This is a genomic window from Sphingopyxis sp. RIFCSPHIGHO2_12_FULL_65_19, assembly GCF_001830555.1.
Taxonomy (GTDB): Bacteria; Pseudomonadota; Alphaproteobacteria; order Sphingomonadales; family Sphingomonadaceae; genus Sphingopyxis.
The window spans coordinates 20,322-38,844 of sequence record NZ_MIAM01000054.1 but is presented as its reverse complement, the minus strand read 5'-3'; the positions used below and the strand labels follow the sequence as shown (position 1 = coordinate 38,844).

Here is an 18,523-nt window from a genome sequence, read left to right as displayed (position 1 = left end):
TCCACACCTGCGGCAAGGCCTTGGGCGCCGAGGGCGCATTGCTCTGCGCCCCCGCGGTCGCGACCGACTTCATCGTCAACCGCGGCCGCCCCTTCATCTTTTCGACCGCGCCGTCGCCGCTGATGGCATGGCTAGTCCGGCAGGCGATCGAGATCGTCGCGAACGAGCCCGAGCGTCAGGCGCGCCTCCACGCCCTCGTCCGCCACGCCGCCGAACGCCTCGTTCCGCTCGGCATCCCAGCCAGCGGCACCCAGATCCTGCCCGTGATCATCGGCGACAACGACCGCACGATGCGCATCGCGGGACGCCTGCAGGATGCGGGTTTCGACATTCGCGGCATTCGGCCACCCACCGTGGCGCAGGGGACCGCGCGGCTGCGCATCGCGATCACGCTCAATGTTGACGAAGCTAACATTGATGATCTGGCCGACGCACTCGCCGCGGCGATGGCCGCCGCATGACGCGCTTCGTCGTCACCGGCACCGACACCGGCATCGGAAAAACCATATTTTCCGCGGGCTTGGCGCAGGCGACCGGCGCCGCCTACTGGAAACCGATCCAGTCGGGGCTGGAGGAAGAGACCGACAGCGAAGTCGTCGCGCGCCTCGCCGGCGTGCCTGCCCGTCCCGAAGCCTATCGCCTCACCACCCCCGCCTCGCCGCATATCGCCGCCGAAATTGACGACGTTAACATCGACATCGAAAAGCTCACGCCGCCGCCCGGCGACCTGATCGTCGAGGGAGCGGGCGGCGCGCTCGTCCCCGTCACGCGCACCACCCTCTACGCCGACCTCTTCGCACGGTGGCAAATCCCCGTGATCGTCTGCGCGCGCACCGCGCTCGGCACGATCAACCACAGCCTGCTCACGATCGAGGCGCTCCGTGCTCGCCATGTCCCGATCCACGGCCTCGCTTTCCTCGGCGACGCGGTGGAGGACAGCGAGGCGATCATCGCGAAGCTCGGCGGCGTCCGCCGCCTGGGCCGGTTGCCGATCGTCGACCCGTTGGAGAGCGCAACGCTGGCAGCGGCGTTCAAAGCAAACTTCGACCTCACCGACTTCCTCTAATCTTTGCCATCCCCGCGAAGGCGGGAACCCAGCTCAAACAAGAATTTCAGCCGCAGGGTGACCATCTGAACCTTGATGGCAGAACCGGGTTCCCGCTTTCGCGGGAATGACGAAGGGGTATAGAGCACGCCATGAGCACCCCCACCTCCCCCATCTGGCACCCCTTCACCCAGCACGGCCTCGGCGATCCCATCCCGCTGATTTCGCACGCAAAAGGCGCGACACTCTACGCCGCCGACGGCACCAGCTGGATCGACGGCATCTCCAGCTGGTGGGTCACCACCCACGGCCACGCGCACCCGCGCATCATGGCCGCAATCCGCAGCCAGTCCGAAAAGCTCGACCAGCTCATCTTCGCCGGCTGGACGCACGAGCCCGCCGAAAGCCTCGCCGCCGAACTGATCCGCATCACCCCCGATCCGCTCACGCGTGTCTTCTTTTCGGACTCGGGTTCGACCAGCGTCGAGGTCGCGCTCAAGATGGCGCTCGGATATTGGTATAACATCGGCGAGCCGCGCCACCGCATCCTCGTCCTCGACCACAGCTATCATGGCGACACGATCGGAACGATGTCGGTCGGCGAACGCGGCGTCTACAACCGCGCGTGGCAGCCCTTGCTGTTCGACGTCGACACCATCCCCTTCCCGCACGAAGGGATGGAGCAAGCCACGCTCGACGCGCTCGAAGCCGCCTGCGCCCAAAAACCCGCCGCCTTCATCGTCGAACCCTTGATCCTCGGTGCGGGCGGAATGCTGATCTACCCCGCATGGGTGCTCGCCGAAATGCGCAGCATCTGCGCGCGCCACAATGTCCTGTTCATCGCCGACGAGGTGATGACCGGCTGGGGCCGCACCGGCACGCGCTTCGCCTGCGACCAGGCGGGCGTCATCCCCGACATCGTCTGCCTGTCGAAAGGCTTGACCGGCGGCGCGCTCCCGCTCGCGGTGACGCTCTGTATCGAGCCGATCTTTGCCGCGCACCTCTCGACCGACCGGGCGAAAACATTTTATCATTCAAGCAGTTATACTGCCAATCCGATCGCCTGCGCCGCCGCGAACGCCAACCTCGAAATCTGGCGCGACGAGCCGGTGCAGGCGCGCATCGACGCGCTCGCCGATGCGCAGGCGGCGCACCTCGCCCTCCTCACCCACGACCCGCGCATCGCCAATCCGCGCCGCATCGGCACCATCGCCGCGCTCGACATCGTGGCGCCCGACGGCGGCTATCTGTCGAACCTCGCGCCGCGCCTGATCGCCTTCACCCGCGACCGCGGCGTCCTCCTCCGCCCGCTCGGCAACACCGTCTATGTCATGCCGCCCTATTGCATCACGCCCGACGAGCTGGCGCAGTTGTGGGACGCGATCGCCGCGTCGCTCGACGTAATCTAGGAACGGGAGGTTGCGAGCGATTGCGGACGTCGTTTCTTCGTCATCCCGGACTTGATCCGGGATCCATCACGGCGCCGAAGTCATGGACCCCGGATCAAGTCCGGGGTGACGAGAGGACGGAACGAACGCCCGCTCGCCACCCCAAAACCAACGCTCGCCCTTATCCGCCAAATTTCGCATCATCGGGCACCACCGCCCAGTTCTTTTCCGCAGCGGCGATGAATCCCGCGCGGTCCTTGTCCCATTTCGCCTTCACTTCCGCGTTGAAATTCAAATATAATTTGCCGTCCACGATCGCATAGGCCAACGGGTCGCCGGGCGCGAGATAGCCGCGCGACATGGCCCAGGCGCAATGCCCGCCGTAACGTGGCACGAACGCATCGGGATTGGCCTGGAACCGCGCCGCACGGGCGGCATCGGCGAAGTGATAGACGGCGCCATCATGCTCGACGGCAAAGGCCGCGTCGCCCTTCACCGGCACGCCCTCGCCATCGAAATAGCTGGTCGTATCATAGCCGCCGACGGCAATGTTATCACCGTCAACACCGACATAGACCGGCTTCGCCTCCGCATCCGCAGCGGCGGCCGCCAGCGATAGCGGCGCGATCGCCACTGCAAGCAAGGCGAACAGGATTTGGTTCTTCATCATCGACCTCCATGGCAGGGACATCGACGCTGTGCCGCTCGCCCCATCGCTCCCCGGTTCGTGCCGAAAGCCCAGCAGGTTACGTCCGCAGTTCGGCTTAGGTTCATCTACGCCGGCCAATCTGGGACGCAGGGGATATGGGGTCTGGGAACGCGAACGACATGATGACAAAGGCCGGCCTCCTCCTCCCCCTCTTCGCGGCGCTCGCTTTCGCCGCACCGGGCCATGCCCAGGACGATGGCTCGCTGGCCCAGTCGGGCCAGCCGCCGCAGCGCACCTCGGTCCTCTACACCTATGGCGACGAACCCTGTCCCGAACCCCAGGGGGACGAGATCGTCGTGTGCGCGCAGCAACCCGAATCCGACCGCTACCGGGTGCCAAAGGATTTGCGCGAGGAGTTGAAGGAAGACACGGCGGTCGGCGGCGGCAGCTGGGCCTCGGCGGTCGAGGGTTATGACAATATCGCCCGCGCCTCGCGCCCGAACAGCTGCTCGCCGGTCGGTTCCTACGGCTTCACCGGCTGCGCCGCCGCCGCGCTGCGCGACTGGTTCGAGGCGCGCCGCGCGCCCTGACAAAAATCGCGCGCCTCCGGAACCATACCCCTGACGGGGTATGAAATCCGCCTAAATCAATGATATTCCACGTTTCATAGCGCGCTGCAACGTGCCGACGGCATGATGCCAGGCGTTGCTATGCACAGAATCAGCTTTGGCGGCGAGCGATCTCGACGGTCGGCAGCCGGTGCCCGTGTGGCGCAAAAGAAGCTGAGGTCATCTTGGGAACTCCGAATGAACATTTTGCCTCTCGCCACAGCCGCAGCAACAGCCATTGCTTTCTCCGCTGCTCCGTCCGCAAACGCTTTTCAGGCGGCGGCCCCTGAAACGCTCATCAGCGAGGCCGAGGCCGCGAAGCTCTTTCGCGCCATCGCGCCATTGGTCGGCACGCGCTGGAACGACGGCACCTCCGAAACCTATTCGATCAGTTGGAAGCAACCGGGCCAAATTCTGCTTGTCCGCCGCGAAGGGCTTTTCGGCACTTACGAAACCATGGTCATGCCCAGTGCCGACAAAAAGGCGCTCCGCTATTTGTCGCACAATGTCGGCGCCGGCAGCTTTGGGGATGTTGTCGTTAAAGGCAGCGGCAAATTGCTGCTCGAAAGCTCCCCGCGTCGGCGACTGGAGTGCAAGAATAAAAACGGCAAATTGCAATGCCAGGAATCAACGTCGGACAATGGGCGCTGGACCGCGGCCGGGCAACGCGTCCTGTCGCCCACCTCCGAAGCGGGAGCGAAGGCGCTGATCGCAAAATTGCCCGCGCAATATCCCGACCTGCCGACCGGCAGCTTCGACCCCGCGCTTGGCGTCCTGTCGGCGATGCAGGGACACTGGCGTGGTGATACGACAAAACTGTTCATCGAAATCGGGCGTGATGCCAAAGGACCGACGGTTCATCTTGGCATGACCGACGTGCCATCGCGCAGCCTCCTGTTCCGGGCCGCTACGCCCGGCGGAAAACTGATCGCCGACCGCGCCTATCCGACCGAACAGAATCCGGCCGGCAGGGCGACGGTCGAACTTGCCGTGCAGCCATCGGGCAAGATCCAGGCCTGTGGTTGGCAGGGCAAGCTCAAATTCTGCTACGACATCTGGCTGAGCGCCGATCGCGATCTTGCCCTGCTGCAATATCGGAACGTCGTTTCGCCGTACCCGATCGACTATACGCTGGGCATAACCAGGTTGATGAAACGGCTGAAGCCGACACGCACACTCGACTTCGGGCTTCTGGCTAGCCTCGATGGACGATCCTTCATGACGAAGTCGGGGCAGTTGTTCCAAATCCAGCATTTTGGCGGCGGCTCGGTGTTCCTCGAATGGTTCGGCGCCCGCGACTTGCCCCTGACCTATTGCTCGGGATCGAGCGCCAACAACAAGATGGAATGCACGAACAACGCGGAAAATGCCAAATCCAGCCCCAAGTATAAAGGCGATGGGCGCGACTATTTCATCTTTGGCGATGCCGAATTTCGCCTGTCAAACGATGGATCGCTGATCCGAACGCAGGGCGGAACCCGCGAGGTGTGGCAGGCCGTCTCTCCCGGCACTGCCGCCTTCATCCGGCAACGCGGCGCCGACGCCGAAAAGGTTCAGCGCGCGCGCAACCTTCGCGAACAGACGCGGAGAGCCAACGCTCGTTTCTGGAGCCAGCTGAACAGCAGCATAGCGTCGATCGCCGCCGACTATGGCACGCAAATGGCAAGCAACCCTGCATTCGGGACAACCGACTGGTCGGCGCGGCTGTCCAACACGTCCGCTGGGTCACCCCCGGGCTACGCATCATCAATGGGCTCGTCGGTGGCCGTTGCCTTGCCAAAAGCCACCCCCGAACAGCTGCGGATGCAGGATGAATGGGCGCGCTATCAGGTCCGGCGCGAGCTCTATGGAGAAACGGCACCCTCGACCGGCCGCCGGGCGTCGCCCTCGCCCGATAGTGCGCCGCCTGCTGCCAAAGCGGCGGAGCGCGAACTCCACGTCTATTGCTATACGGTGCGCAAAGCGAACGTCTTGCGGGCCGATCCGCAAAGTCCTGGTCAAAAATATGTCGAGAAGACCATCGCGATTTTCTACTCATCGCGGTTCGGGACGATGCCATGGACAAAAGACTATGGCGCCGCGCTCGACCGATTGGGACGGCAATTCGCCGCGATGCTGCCGCCCGTGAGCAATCCGGCGTGGTATGTCACGGTTCCCGGCAGCGGGACCTGCGTCAGCAGGCAAAGCTGGGACGATTTATCCTATGCCTATAAGGACGGCCGGGATTTTTTCCTGACCAGCAACAAGTCGAGTTCGACCAGCGTTGAAACGATCGAGTGGACGCCTGGCTGACAGGCAACGCCGACCCAAAACATTGTTTTTCCCATCCGCTGAACGCGTTCGAGGCGCGCGGCGCGCCCTGACAAAGCGACGGGCTGCGGACATCATACCCCGAACGGGGTATGTTGCTTTCGTAAATCACTGATATTGCGCCGCCGGACAGACGCATTGCGTGGGGGCAATCGAAAACCGGGCGCGGTCACTTCGGTGACGCGGCCGTCCGGCTGGGGGATATCGGCGGTTGCGACCCACCGTCGATATCCTTTCCAGTCCGGTGTTTGCGGGCCCGCCCCACGCGAGGCATTACCGCAGGATGCGGTTGACCAGCGCCGCCAGCTCCGCCTCGCGCCCGACGTCGCTCTTGCGCAGGATCGACTTGATCTGCGTGCCCAAAGTTTGCGCGCTCGTGCCGCGCCCCGCCGCAATATCCTCGCGCGCCTCCCCATTCGCCAGCCGCAGCGCAATCTCGGCCTCGGCCGCGGTCAGGCCCAATGCGGCGCGCAGCGGTGCGGCCCGCATGGCGGGGATGTCCGCCGCCCGCCGCGCGACCACCAGCACCCGCGGCTCAAAACCGAAATCCCATTCGCGGCGCGGCAGGCGGAACAATTCGCACAGCACCCCGCCCTCGCCCTCCGTTGCCGACCCGATCCAATGTTGTTGCGCGCCGCTGCCCGCCGATCGGCCATTCAGCGCGCGGGCGATCGCGGCCTGCAACACCGGGTCGGTGTCGCGCCGCGCCGCGCCCAGTCGCCCCCGGCGCAGCGACAGCGCGCCGTCCCCGTGCGCGCCGACCATCGTTTCGGCGGCGGCCGACAACGCCGCCACCGCGCCGTGCCGATCGATCAGGAATGCGGCGACGCCGATCGCGTCAAAAGCGCCGACGGTCATCGCCGCCCCGCGCTGTGCCATCGCCTGCTGCATCCGCACCGCGGCCAGTGCATGGGATGCGCCCACGGCGAACAGCTTGCGGTCGCGCACCTGCGTGCGGCCTTCGCGCTCGGACCGCAGCGCCGCCAGCCCGACCAGCAACCCCTCGCCCTCGACCAGCACGGTCTGACAACCATGAACCCCGCCCCAGCGGTGGACATGCTCCTCATATGCGGTGGTGCCGCTGTGCTGGCGCGCGACGGCATAATGCGCCTCGCTCAATATCTCCAGCGGCCGTCCGCCCACCGCGACGCGCCAGTTGACTTCGGGCCGCCAGCCTTCGATCTCCAGGAATTCCTGCTGATAGCCGGGGTCGATGTCGGGCATGAAGTTGAACAGCGTCGCCTCGTCGCCAAGGCCCAGCAATTGCGCACGCGACGACGCCGTGCGGCGCGCCAGCAGGCGCAGCGCGATGTTCCAGCCGTCCGCCTCGAACGGCGCCGCCAGAAAGGCGTTCTCGACCTCGCCCGCTTCGCGGGCAAACAGACTATCCATGGACGCAGGCCCCCCAGCCTTCGTGCTTCGCGCGCCTTCCAGCATGAATCGGCGCAGGGCACAAGCCGGTTGCGACGACGTGCAGGGGGGACGCGCGATCCGAAACGCTGCGTTTCCCAAGGCCTTGTTGACGCCGTCGGGCTGATTCGCCTAGCTTCAGCTTCCCCAACAGGAGTTTTCCCATGCGCCGCATCCTCCCTTACGCCGCCGCCGCTCTTGTCGCCGTCGTCGCGACCCCGATCGTTCTTGCGCAGGGCGGCACCGCCCCCGGCGCCCCTGACAAATCGCGCGTCGCCGCGGGCACTTACGCCGCCGACGCGGGCCACACGATGGTCGTGTGGGAAGTCGATCATTTCGGTTTCAGCAAATATAGCGGCATTTTCGGCGACGTGACGGGCACGCTGGTCATCGACCCCGCCAATCCCGCCGCGGCCAAGGTCGACGTCACGATCCCGGTCGCCAAGGTCACCACCGCCAGCGCGGGGCTGACCGGCCACCTGCTGCGCGCGGGCAAGGATGGCGGCAAGCCCGACTTCTTCGGCGCCGCGCCCGCCGACGCCAAATTCGTCTCGACCAGCGTCGTCCTCGACGACGACGGCGACGAGGCCAAGGTGACCGGCAATCTCACGCTCAACGGCGTGACCAAGCCCGTCACCCTCGACGTCGATTTCCACGGCGCGGGCACCAACCCCTATAACAAGAAGGCGACCGTCGGCTTCCAGGCCGAAACGACGATCCGCCGCAGCGATTTCGGCATCGCCTACGGTATCCCGGCGGTCAGCGACGCCGTCGAGCTGGAAATCCACGCCGCTTTTGAAAAGCAATAAGCGCGCGCCAATCTGTCACACGCGCCGTTTATCAGGGGGCGGGGCCAGCGATGGTCCCGCCCTTTTCGTGCAGGAGCCCGCGTGATGAGCGAACTGGTACGCGAAATTGTCGAAGTGCATGCGTCGATCGACGGCGACGAGGAAAACCCGCTGCTGATCGTCGAGGCAGAGGGGCTGGCCCCCACCCCCGGCTGGGCAAACGTCCGGCTCGACCCGCATGTCTATATCACCCCGCCCGATGACGGGGTGCAGGATTTCGACCTTGTCGGCGATCGCCCTTCGGACGGTGGCGGCGATGCGCTCTCCCCGGTCGAGGCCGCATGGGAAGGCCCGCTACAGCATTGGTGCATCGCCGTGCGCGTCCACGCGGTCGACAATCTGATCGAGGACGAGGTTTACGAACCGTGGGACGAGGACGACGACGAAGCGAGCGAAGCCGCCTGAGCCGCCCGCCCCGCAACCACCCCCTGCACTGCGCCGGGCCGTGGGGCCTCCCTGCGGCCCGGCGACATTTTCGGTTCATCGCCCAGCCAGCCGGCGCGGCCTAGTCTCCCCGCACCATATCGAGGGAGGATCATCATGCACCGCGCCCTGTGTCTCGCGCTCGCACTCATCGCCGCGCCCGCTTTTGCGCAAGCGAACCCGCAGATCGACTATCCTGGGTTCCAGGCGCTCGCCGCCAGCGTCGCTCCCGCGCGTGTCGAGCGCCTTATCGCCTTCGACGCGTTCAAGGCGGAGGCGGCGAAACCCGGCACGCTGCTCCTCGACGCCCGCTCGGCCGACGCCTTCGCGCGCGGCCACATCAAGGGCGCAGTAAACCTTCCCCTCACCGATTTCACCGCCGACAGCCTCGCCGCGGTGATCGGCGCGAACCCTGATCGCCCCATCCTCATCTATTGCAACAATAATTTCTCGAATCATCGCAGCCCGGTGCCGCTCAAACGCGCGCCGCTCGCGCTCAATATCCAGACCTTCATCAACCTCGTCGGCTATGGCTATCCGAATGTCCGCGAACTCGCCGACGTCGTCGACTTCACCGATCCGAAGGTCGAATGGGTGACGGGCTGACCGCCCGAAGCCATGCCCACCCCCAACCCCTCCCGCAAGCGGGAGGGGAGCGAGACTTGCCGCGCCGCAGGCGCGCTAGTCGCAGCGGGGTGGGCACGCGACACAGCACAACCACGCAATTTTCGCATCTCCCCCTTGCCAAGCACGACATTTTGCATCACTAGAGCCGCCATGCGCGGCAACGCCCTTCTTCTTCTGCGACTTACACGCCCTTGGGCGTGACACTGGCTGCGCGCTAGTCGCGGCCACCCGCTCAAGGGTCCGATCGACACATATCGCAACCACCCGAAGAAGAAGCCAAACCCATGACCATGCTCCGCGACCCCTCGGTCAAATACAGCGCCTTTCCGCAGATTCCCTTGGGAACCCGCGAATGGCCCGGCCGCACGATCACCAAAGCCCCGATCTGGCTCTCCACCGACATGCGCGACGGCAATCAGGCGCTGATCGACCCGATGGATGCTGAGAAAAAGGCCCGCTTTTTCGACCTGCTCGTCCGCATCGGCCTCAAGGAAATCGAAGTCGGTTTCCCCAGCGCCGGCGCGACCGAGTTCGACTTCATCTCGGGCCTCGTCCGCGATGGCCGCATCCCCGACGACGTCACCCCGCAAGTCCTGACCCAAAGCCGCGCCGACCTCATCCGCACCAGCTTCGACAGCCTCGCGGGCGCGAAAACCGCGATCGTCCACGTCTACAACGCCGTCGCCCCCGCGTGGCGCAAGATCGTCTTCGGCATGGACAAGGCCGATATAAAACAGATCGCGATCGACGGCGCCAAGCAGCTGCGCGACAATGCCGCGCGCTTGGCCGATACCAACTGGCGCTTCCAGTACAGCCCCGAATGTTTCTCGACGACCGAGATCGATTTCAGCATCGAGGTCTGCGAAGCAGTGATGCAGGTCCTGCAACCCACCCCCGACAACCCGATCATCCTCAACCTCCCCGCGACGGTTGAGGCGGCGACCGCGAACATCTACGCCGACCAGATCGAATATTTCGGCAAGAACCTTCCGAACCGCGACGCGGCGATCCTGTCCTTGCACACCCACAACGACCGCGGCACCGGCGTCGCGGCGGCCGAACTCGGCCTGCTCGCGGGCGCCGACCGCGTCGAGGGCTGCCTGTTCGGCAATGGCGAGCGCACCGGCAACACCTGCCTCGTCACCATCGCGCTCAACATGTACACGCAGGGCGTCGACCCCCGCCTCGACTTCTCGAACATCGACGAGGTCATCCAGACGGTCGAATATTGCAACCGCCTCCCCGTCCACCCGCGCCACCCCTATGGCGGCGAGCTGGTCTACACCGCCTTTTCGGGCAGCCATCAGGACGCGATCAAGAAGGGCTTTGCCGCGCGCGAGCGCCAGAATGACGAACGCTGGGAAGTCCCCTATCTGCCCATCGACCCCGCCGATTTGGGCCGCAGCTATGAAGCGGTGATCCGCGTCAACAGCCAGTCGGGCAAGGGCGGCGTCGCCTGGGTGCTCGAACAGGACAAGGGCCTGAAACTGCCCAAGAAAATGCAGGCAAGCTTCAGCCATGTCGTCCAGGCCTTGGCGGATGAAACCAGCCGCGAACTCGGCGCTGAAGACATCTGGCACGCCTTCGAGCGCGCCTATCTGACCACCGAAGCCAAACGTTTCCAACTCGTCGACTGGTCGGAGAGCCACGCGGGCACCGACCGCATCTTCGCCGGCAAGCTCACCATCGACGGCACGCCCCGCAGCGTCAGCGGCCGCGGCAACGGGCTGATGAGCAGCGTCATCGCCGCGCTAGCAGAATCCGGCGGTCCGGTGATGGATATCGTCGATTACAGCGAGCACGCCATCGGCCAGGGCAGCACCGCGCAAGCCGCCGCCTATGTCGAATGCCGCACCGCGGACGGCAAAAGCGTCTTTGGCTGCGGCCTCGACACCGACGTCGCGACCGCCAGCGTCCGCGCGATCCTCAGCGCCGCCAACGCGGGGTAAAAGGCGGCGGCCCTTACAATGGGACCGCCGCCACCCCATATCATGCTCATCGCGGCACGCGTTTTCGTAGGCCGCCGCGGCTGAGAGACGTGCGCGCTCCCGCTTACGCCAGAGGAGCCGCGCCCTATGAATCCCAAAGCCCTGCCCGATACCGCTCTTACGACCGCAAAGTCGCACTCGAGCCGCCTCTTTCGCCCGAAACGCACGCCGCTGCCCCGCGACGATGCGCGGCGCCAGGGCAATATCAGCAGCCTCGCCTTTCTGACGATGGGCGGCCGTGACCCGGCGCTGGCGTTCCTCAACGAAGAAAATCCCGCGCTCGGCGGCCGCCCCCTCGCGCTCGCGACCGCCAGCGCCGAAGGCTATGCCCGCGTCGCCGACGCGATCCGCGCCTGGTCGCCGGGCCCGGCCGCCGCCGAATGAGCCGCGCGATGAACCTCGCTTTGCCCGAAAGCGAGGTGAACGCCCTCTGCACCGCCGCCGGGATCAGCGTCAGCGCGATCGAGCCGCTGCCATCGGGCGGCACCCACCTCGTCTGCACGACGGGCGCCGGTGCCGACGAAATCCGCCTGCGCCTCGCCAGCCACCTGATCGAGGGCGCCGTCACCCGCTACCGTTTCTATCGCCCGCCAGGCCGCTAAAGGCACGCCGCGGGCGGGCGCAGCCAACGGAACCGCGACGCCCCCGCTCCCCTCTTCCGCAGCGCGTCACTGGCCGGGCGCGGCGCCCTTCGCCTTGGCGACCGCCGCCGCGAACTGCTTGCCCGACAGATTGGCGGCCAGCCCGGTCTTGGTCGCGAACAGCATCGACCGCGGCAGCGTCACGTCGCCTTTCCCCGTCGCCAGCACCGCGGCGTCGGCGTTCACCGCCTTGACCTGCCCCAGCACGCTGTTGCCGCCGGCGCTGCTGACATTGGCCCCGACCTTCAATTCCTTGTCGAGCGCGGCAGCATTTTTCTGTGCGGCCTGCTGGACCGATGCGACCAGCTCGGCCTTCGTCACGTTCAGCGCCGGCCCCTTGCCGGTCTGCACAAAGGCGTTGGCGGGCACGACGATCCCATTGTTGCCGACCGCGACCGCAACCCGGCCGCCTTCGACCTGCACGATCGTCCCGACGACCTCGCCGGCCGAGTCATGCACTTTGGTGCCCGGCGTCAGCATCGACGCGGGCGCGGCGGTCGGTGCGGGATTGCCCGGCGCCGCCAGCACCGGCGCTCCATAAACGGCCGTGCCCGCAAGGCACAGTAATGCGATAAAGCCGAACGGCTTTTTCATGGCGTGTCTCCTGTTTGATGGTTGGGAAAGCCGACCATGACGGCGCGCGGCGGCGCTGGCTAACGACGGGCCGCCTGGCCGTGGCGCGCATGGGACGAACCGAGCCTTGCGGGGCGCAGGGCGGTGCCGCCCACGAAGCTGTTGCCACAACGGCATCTCCGGCGGCGAGCGTCGCACCAATTTCCCGCCGCCCGCCGACGACGAAACGCCGCGTCAAAGCGCGAGCAGCTGACCCCGGGCGCGGTGCTGGGCCGCCGGTTGTCCCAGGCTGCGGCGTCAGGCGTTCAGTCGACGACCCAATAATCGGGCGCGTCGCCCGGTTCGTGGCCGCGGCGACAGATCAGCGCGCCGTCCTGCGTCAATTCGGCCCAATCGCCGATCGGCTCGCGCTCCATCATCGCCAGCGCCGCGGCGACATCCTCGGCCTCGAACGCCACGCGCTTTTCCATGCCGAACCACGCGTCGCGGTATCGCAGGACAAAGGTCGTCAGCGTCGGCGCCGCGACCGGCGGCGATTCGGGGCGCGGCAGGCAATCGCAGGGGCTGCCGCCCGAACTGCCGGAATGGGATTGGGGGAACTTCATGGGAAAAAGGCCTTCGGTGGGGGAAACGAAGGGGACGGTTGCGCGGCCTGTCGGGCCATGACCGCCGCCGGGGCGAAAAATGGGTCGGCTGTATGTCTCCTTGCCGCGCCATGGTCCGCGCAGACGTCCGGACCGTGCGCCGGAAATCGGCGGCGAACCGGGAAAAGATATAATATTTCATTGCCATACCCGTCGCCGTCCCCGCCCCGGCGTTCGACGAGCGGCACGATCGAATCGACAAACAACTTGACGATCACGCCGCGCCGCGCGCCCCGGCTTCGCTTGCCCGGACGCTAACCGATCGACAGGAATCCGGTCACCGTCAGCCGCCCGGTGCGGGCGTCCGCCGACAAGGGATTGGCGGGCGAGATCGCCCCGCTGTGGAGATTCCAGCTGCGATAGAGCAGCGCGCGGTTATACTGGGCGGGTTCGGTTCGGATGCACGTGAACAGGGGCGTGTCGCCCCGCACATATTCGGGCGGCGGCACCCCGCCATGGCGCATCTGCATGTCAAGGTGACGGAAAAACAGGTCGCGGCGGGCCGTGTCGACCGTCTCGAACCCCGTCGCCCGGTGCTGGAAAAATGCCGTCCCATCGCCGCCCTCCGGCGACAGATAATGGACCAGCGCGATGCGGTCGGCGGTAAAGGCATCGACATGTGGCAGCCGCTGCGCGATGCTCAGCGCCTCGGCGGGGGTCGACACGATCGAAAAGCTGGCGTCGACCACCTTGACCGGCCCGGCGACCCCGAACGCTTCGCCCGCCGCCGCCGCAATGACCGGCAGCTGGTGGTGCAGATAGGCGTCGGGCAGCGCCGCCCGAACGCCGGGAAAATGGTTGAGCGCCGGGGTGAAATCGGCCGCCATGGCAAAGCGCCGCAGGGCGTCGGGGTCGGGGGCAAAATCGTCGAGGATCGCCAGCGGCTGCGCCTCGGCGCCGATCGTCTCGATCCGCATGCCGGTCACCGTGTGCACGCTGCGGCGCGATCGAGCAGGAACGCGCGCTCGCGCTCGTTGCCGGTCAGCGCCGCCGCCGCCTCGAACGCCGCCTGCGCTTCGTCGCGGCGTCCGGCGCGAAACAGAAAATCGCCGCGTGCCGCGGGCAAGGGCGCATAGTTGCGGAGCAGCGCCGCGTCGGCGATCTCGTCGACCAGCCGCAACCCCGCGTCGGGGCCGAACGCCATGCTGTATGCGACGGCGCGGTTCAGCGCGACCACCGGCGACGGCATGACCTGGCCCAGCCGGTCGTAAAGCGCCGCGATCCGCGCCCAGTCGGTCGCGTCCGCGGTGCGCGCCCGGGCATGGCACGCCGCCAGCGCCGCCTGCAAAACATAGGGGCCGTCGCCACCGCCCAGCGCCTCGGCGCGGTCCAGCGCGGCCAGCCCGCGGCGGATCAGCAGCTGGTCCCAGCGCGCCCGGTTCTGTTCGGTCAACGGCACGAAGCGCCCATCGGGTCCGGTCCGCGCCGCCAGCCGCGACGACTGGATTTCGACCAGCGCCAGCAATCCCAGCACGTCGGGCTGGTCGGGCATCAACGCGGCAAGGATGCGCCCCAGCCGCTGCGCTTCGCCGCAAAGCGGCAGACGGACGAGCGACGGCCCTGCGGTCGCCGCATAGCCTTCGTTGAAGATCAGGTAGATGACTTCCAGCACCGACCCCAGCCGCTCCGCCAGTTCGGCGCCCCGCGGCACCGCAAACTGGACCCCGGCCTTGCCGATCGCCTTTTTGGCCCGGGTGATCCGCGCCGCGATCGTCGCCTCGTTCGACAGAAAGGCCCGCGCAATTTCCTGGGTCGTCAGCCCGCCGACCAGCCGCAGCGTCAGCGCCGCCCGTGCTTCCGGCGAAATCACCGGATGGCAGGCGGCAAAGATCAGCCCCAGCAATTCGTCGCCCAGCGGATCGTCGAGCGCCGCCCCGACAGCCTCGCCGCTCATTTCCTGGTCCGCGGCCAGTTCGCGGGCAATTTCGGCATGTTTGCGCTCCCGCATCGACCGATGCCGCACGCCGTCGATCAACCGCCGTTTCGCGGCGGCGGCCAACCAGGCGCCGGGCCGGTCGGGCACGCCGCTCCTGGGCCAATCGGTCAGCGCAATCAGCAGCGCCTCCTGCGCCAGTTCCTCCGCCCGGTCGACGTCGCCTGTCATCCGTGCAAGCGAGGCGATCAACCGCGCCCGCTCGATGCGGAACACGGCCTCGATCGCCCGGTGGCTGGGGTCCGCCGCCATGCGCTACGCGGCGCGGCGCATGGCGGGCGCGATCATCGGATCAGCGGTTCGCAAGCTTCTCGCCCACGCCATCGTGGATCGCGGCGGCTTCGTCCGGGATGACATCACCGAAATCCTCCATTTCGTAAAAGGGACGGATCTCGATGTCGCTCGGCCCGAACATCGGGTTGGGACAGCGTTTCACCCATTCGACCGCCTCGTCCATGTCCTTGACGTCCCAGATCCAGTAACCGGCGACCAGTTCGCGCGTTTCGGCGAACGGCCCGTCGATCACGGTGCGGCTGGGGCCGTCGAACGCGACCCGCTTGCCGAACGACGAGGGCTTGAGCCCGTCGCCCGCGACCAGCACGCCGGCATTGACCAGTTCCTCGTTGAACTTGCCCATGTCGATGAACATCTGGCTGAGCTCGGGCGACGGTTGCATACCCTGTTCGCTGTCCTCGGTCGCCTTTACGAACACCATCACACGCATCGTCTCTCTCCTTTTTGCCGGGCCAACAGCGGCTCCTGCCCATATGACGAACGACCTGCCGCCAAATCGACACGAGCCCGGGAAAAAATTTCAGGCGACCTCCGCCAGCGACCGCGGGGTCGAAAAACGCTGCCGATATTCGTGCGGCGACAGCCCGATCAGGCGGTGGAACAATTTGCGGAACGCCGCCGCATCTTCATATCCCACGGCCCAGGCGATCTGGTCCACGGTGCGCCTGGTAAATTCGAGCAGCTCGCGCGCCTTGCCGACACGCAGATGCTGGACATATTCGACCGGGGTCATGCCGGTCGCAGCCTTGAACCGGCGCTGGAAGGTCCGCTCCTCCATCCTTGCCTCGCCGGCCATTTCGGCGACCGACACCGGCCTCGCGCCGCGCGCCTGCAACCAGTGCTGCACCTTCAACACCGGCTCGTCGCCATGCGTCAGCTTCGGCGCAAAGCTCGCATAATTCTTTTGTTCGCGCCCCGACGGATCGATCAGCAGGAACCGCGCGGTTTCCATCATCACCGTCGGTCCGAGCAGCCGCTCGACGATGCGCAGCCCCAGGTCGGTCCACGCCATCAACCCGCCTGCGGTGACGATATCGCCGTCATCGACCACCATTCGGTCGGCCTCCATCCGCACGTCCGGAAAGCGGCTTTTGAACTCTTCGGCAAAAAACCAGTGCGTCGTCGCGGGGCGCCCCGCAAGCAGCCCGGTCGCCGCAAGCGCAAAGGCACCGCCGCAATTGGACGCAAGCACCGCGCCGTTTGCATGGCGGTCCAGCAGCCAGCGGGCATAGGGCTCGACCTCGCCCGGCTCGAGCAGCTTGTGCAGGCTGCCCGGCGCGATCAGCACCGCCGGGGCGTTGGACACCGGTTCGGCAGGATGGCTGTCATGGCATCGCGCGAAGCCGCCGCCGTCCATCAATCGCCAGTAGCTCGCGCGGATCGGGCGACGCCCATGCTCGACCGCAAAGCGCCCGGCGACGTCGAACAGGTCGGTGATGCCGTGCACCATGCCCATCTGGCAGTCGGGATAGGTCATCATCCCGACCTCGACCAGCGGCACATTCGCGGCGTCGGGGACCTTCAATCTGGGCATGGCGGCTCCTTTGTCGGAATCGGCCCGGATAATGTCGTATCCGCCAATACCGCGCAAGAGCGACGCGGCGTATTTCCAGATCACCGGGACGGACACCCCGCCCGCCCCATCGAAAGGAACCATATCATGACCACGATCACCACCAAGGACGGCACCAACATCTTCTTCAAGGACTGGGGTCCGAAGGACGCACAGCCGATCGTCTTCTCGCACGGCTGGCCGCTGTCGGCCGACGCCTGGGACGCCCAGATGGTCTTCTTCGCGAACCAGGGCTTCCGCACCATTGCCCACGACCGCCGCAGCCACGGCCGTTCGGACCAGGTCTGGGACAATAATAATATGGATCAATATGCCGACGATCTTGCCGAACTGATCGAACAGCTGGATCTCAAGGACGTCATCCTGGTCGGCCATTCGACCGGCGGCGGCGAAGTTACCCGCTATATCGGCCGCCACGGCACGTCACGGGTCGCCAAAGTCGCTCTGATCGGCGCGGTGCCCCCGCTGATGCTGAAGACCGAAGCGAACCCCGACGGCCTGCCGATCGACGTCTTCGACGGCATCCGCAAGGGCACGTTCGACAACCGCCCGCAGTTTTTCAAAGACCTGACGCTGCCCTTCTACGGCTATAACCGCGACGGCGCAGCGGTCAGCGAAGCGGTGCGCGACGAATTTGTGCGGCAGGGCATGAACGGCGGCCTCAAGGGTCTGCTCGACAGCATCCGCGCCTTTTCGGAAAGCGATTTCAACGAGGATTTGAAGAAGTTCGACAAGCCAACGCTCGTCCTTCATGGCGACGACGACCAGATCGTGCCGATCGGCGCCGCGGCGCTGGCGACCGTCCAGATCGTCAAGCAGGCGGTGCTCAAGGTCTACAAGGGCGGCAGCCACGGCCTGACGGTGACCGAACAGGACCGCTTCAACGCCGATCTTCTCGACTTCATCAACAGCTGATAAGGCAGAGGCGCGGGCCCCAGGATTTTCTGGGATGGGCCGCGCCTCCTCGCCTTTCAAGGAGACGTGACATGATCCTCGGTTTGACCATTCCGCAATTCACTGCCCTCCATGTCGCGATCAGTTTCGTCGGCATCGGTGCAGGCCTCATCGCCCTCCCGGCCTTTGCCCGGGGACGCATCCTGCCCCGCACCATGGGCATCTTCCTCTGGACGACACTGCTCACCAGCCTCACCGGCTTTCTTTTCCCGATCGTCGCCTTCACCCCGGCGCTGGGCACCGGAATTGTCTCGACGCTGGTGCTCGCGATCGCTTTCTGGGCCTGGTACGGACGCAAGCTCGTCGGGCGCGCGGCGCCGGTTTTTGCCGTGACCGCCACGATCGGGCTCTGGCTGAACCTGTTTGTCCTCGTCGTGCAGTCCTTCCTGAAAGTGCCGGCGCTGAATGCCCTGGCGCCCAATGGAACCGAGCCCCCCTTTGCCGCTGCCCAGGGCGCTCTGCTGCTCGCCATGCTTGCCCTTGGCTATCTGGCCTTCAAGTCAAGCCGTCGCCCCATGGCCGCCTGATAGTCTGGAAAATATGGAAAAGGCGGCGTGGCAGCCGCCTTTTTCGCGTCAGACAACAGGCCGATCGGGCACGGGACCAGCCGGAAGC

The 18,523-nt window shown here is 66.1% G+C and carries 20 protein-coding genes and 1 pseudogene; 13 read left to right on the top strand and 8 right to left on the bottom strand.

Annotated elements, in window-relative coordinates; translation table 11 throughout:
* The 3 genes from A3E77_RS15355 to A3E77_RS15345 form a co-directional block, all read left to right on the top strand.
* The coding region (locus A3E77_RS15355; protein ID WP_293647500.1) for an aminotransferase class I/II-fold pyridoxal phosphate-dependent enzyme at window positions 1-461 on the top strand (461 nt) is incomplete at its 5' end.
* Window positions 458-1,066 carry a dethiobiotin synthase gene (gene bioD / locus A3E77_RS15350; protein ID WP_293647498.1) on the top strand — a complete coding sequence of 203 codons (609 nt, stop codon included), beginning with the start codon at window positions 458-460 and terminating at the stop codon, window positions 1,064-1,066. The genes A3E77_RS15355 and bioD, both read left to right, overlap by 4 nt.
* A 131-nt stretch (window positions 1,067-1,197) precedes the next feature.
* Window positions 1,198-2,454 (top strand): adenosylmethionine--8-amino-7-oxononanoate transaminase, encoded by a 1,257-nt coding sequence (locus tag A3E77_RS15345; protein WP_293647496.1) that lies wholly within the window; start codon window positions 1,198-1,200, stop codon window positions 2,452-2,454.
* Between the two features lie 160 nt (window positions 2,455-2,614).
* Here the strand turns inward: A3E77_RS15345 and A3E77_RS15340 are convergent, their stop codons facing one another.
* On the bottom strand, window positions 2,615-3,100 hold the full coding sequence (locus A3E77_RS15340) for a YHS domain-containing (seleno)protein (protein ID WP_293647494.1): 486 nt from the start codon (window positions 3,098-3,100) through the stop codon (window positions 2,615-2,617).
* A 161-nt stretch (window positions 3,101-3,261) separates the two neighbouring features.
* Here A3E77_RS15340 and A3E77_RS15335 point away from each other — a divergent pair, with 161 nt between their 5' ends.
* Both A3E77_RS15335 and A3E77_RS15330 read left to right on the top strand, forming a co-directional pair.
* The gene (locus A3E77_RS15335; RefSeq protein WP_293647492.1) at window positions 3,262-3,672 is read left to right on the top strand and encodes a hypothetical protein; all 411 of its coding nucleotides are present in this window, start codon (window positions 3,262-3,264) and stop codon (window positions 3,670-3,672) included.
* A 216-nt stretch (window positions 3,673-3,888) separates the two neighbouring features.
* Entirely contained in the window at window positions 3,889-5,982 is a 2,094-nt protein-coding gene (locus tag A3E77_RS15330) for a hypothetical protein (RefSeq protein WP_293647490.1), read from the top strand.
* 291 nt (window positions 5,983-6,273) lie between these two features.
* On the opposite strand, the gene A3E77_RS15325 is transcribed toward A3E77_RS15330, so the two are convergent.
* Window positions 6,274-7,392 carry a helix-turn-helix transcriptional regulator gene (locus A3E77_RS15325; protein WP_293647488.1) on the bottom strand — a complete coding sequence of 373 codons (1,119 nt, stop codon included), beginning with the start codon at window positions 7,390-7,392 and terminating at the stop codon, window positions 6,274-6,276.
* A gap of 182 nt (window positions 7,393-7,574) precedes the next feature.
* Between A3E77_RS15325 and A3E77_RS15320 the strand changes: the two genes are divergently transcribed.
* The 6 genes from A3E77_RS15320 to A3E77_RS15295 all read left to right on the top strand — a co-directional run bounded on the left by A3E77_RS15320 (window position 7,575) and on the right by A3E77_RS15295 (window position 11,898).
* Window positions 7,575-8,219, top strand: coding sequence for a YceI family protein (locus A3E77_RS15320; RefSeq protein ID WP_293647486.1), 645 nt, complete (start codon window positions 7,575-7,577; stop codon window positions 8,217-8,219).
* 84 nt (window positions 8,220-8,303) lie between these two features.
* The gene (locus A3E77_RS15315; protein WP_293647484.1) at window positions 8,304-8,663 is read left to right on the top strand and encodes a hypothetical protein; all 360 of its coding nucleotides are present in this window, start codon (window positions 8,304-8,306) and stop codon (window positions 8,661-8,663) included.
* Window positions 8,664-8,798: 135 nt separating this feature from the next.
* A complete protein-coding gene (locus tag A3E77_RS15310) occupies window positions 8,799-9,287 on the top strand; it encodes a rhodanese-like domain-containing protein (RefSeq protein WP_293647482.1) in 489 nt (162 codons plus the stop codon).
* A 305-nt stretch (window positions 9,288-9,592) separates the two neighbouring features.
* Window positions 9,593-11,257, top strand: coding sequence for a 2-isopropylmalate synthase (leuA, locus tag A3E77_RS15305; protein ID WP_293647480.1), 1,665 nt, complete (start codon window positions 9,593-9,595; stop codon window positions 11,255-11,257).
* A 126-nt stretch (window positions 11,258-11,383) separates the two neighbouring features.
* Window positions 11,384-11,680 (top strand): antitoxin Xre/MbcA/ParS toxin-binding domain-containing protein, encoded by a 297-nt coding sequence (locus A3E77_RS15300; RefSeq protein WP_293647478.1) that lies wholly within the window; start codon window positions 11,384-11,386, stop codon window positions 11,678-11,680.
* Between the two features lie 8 nt (window positions 11,681-11,688).
* Complete coding sequence (locus tag A3E77_RS15295; protein WP_366652644.1) at window positions 11,689-11,898, top strand: hypothetical protein; 210 nt, start codon at window positions 11,689-11,691, stop codon at window positions 11,896-11,898.
* A gap of 66 nt (window positions 11,899-11,964) precedes the next feature.
* Here the strand turns inward: A3E77_RS15295 and A3E77_RS15290 are convergent, their stop codons facing one another.
* The 6 genes and pseudogenes from A3E77_RS15290 to A3E77_RS15265 all read right to left on the bottom strand — a co-directional run bounded on the left by A3E77_RS15290 (window position 11,965) and on the right by A3E77_RS15265 (window position 16,915).
* Window positions 11,965-12,531, bottom strand: coding sequence for a hypothetical protein (locus A3E77_RS15290; protein WP_293647474.1), 567 nt, complete (start codon window positions 12,529-12,531; stop codon window positions 11,965-11,967).
* A 284-nt stretch (window positions 12,532-12,815) separates the two neighbouring features.
* Window positions 12,816-13,115 (bottom strand): hypothetical protein, encoded by a 300-nt coding sequence (locus A3E77_RS15285; protein ID WP_293647472.1) that lies wholly within the window; start codon window positions 13,113-13,115, stop codon window positions 12,816-12,818.
* Window positions 13,116-13,408: 293 nt separating this feature from the next.
* Window positions 13,409-14,089: a DUF6445 family protein gene (locus A3E77_RS15280; RefSeq protein ID WP_293647470.1), complete on the bottom strand. Its 681-nt coding sequence runs from the start codon at window positions 14,087-14,089 to the stop codon at window positions 13,409-13,411.
* Entirely contained in the window at window positions 14,077-15,339 is a 1,263-nt protein-coding gene (locus A3E77_RS15275; RefSeq protein ID WP_293647468.1) for an RNA polymerase sigma factor, read from the bottom strand. The genes A3E77_RS15280 and A3E77_RS15275 overlap by 13 nt, the downstream gene beginning before the upstream one ends.
* Window positions 15,340-15,451: 112 nt before the next feature.
* A pseudogene (locus A3E77_RS15270) lies at window positions 15,452-15,811 on the bottom strand (YciI family protein); the annotation flags it as partial.
* 90 nt (window positions 15,812-15,901) lie between these two features.
* A complete protein-coding gene (locus tag A3E77_RS15265; protein ID WP_293647466.1) occupies window positions 15,902-16,915 on the bottom strand; it encodes a GlxA family transcriptional regulator in 1,014 nt (337 codons plus the stop codon).
* A gap of 126 nt (window positions 16,916-17,041) precedes the next feature.
* Between A3E77_RS15265 and A3E77_RS15260 the strand changes: the two genes are divergently transcribed.
* Window positions 17,042-17,869: an alpha/beta fold hydrolase gene (locus A3E77_RS15260; protein WP_293647464.1), complete on the top strand. Its 828-nt coding sequence runs from the start codon at window positions 17,042-17,044 to the stop codon at window positions 17,867-17,869.
* A 71-nt stretch (window positions 17,870-17,940) separates the two neighbouring features.
* A complete protein-coding gene (locus A3E77_RS15255) occupies window positions 17,941-18,435 on the top strand; it encodes a hypothetical protein (protein WP_293647462.1) in 495 nt (164 codons plus the stop codon).
* Window positions 18,436-18,523: the final 88 nt, after the last annotated feature.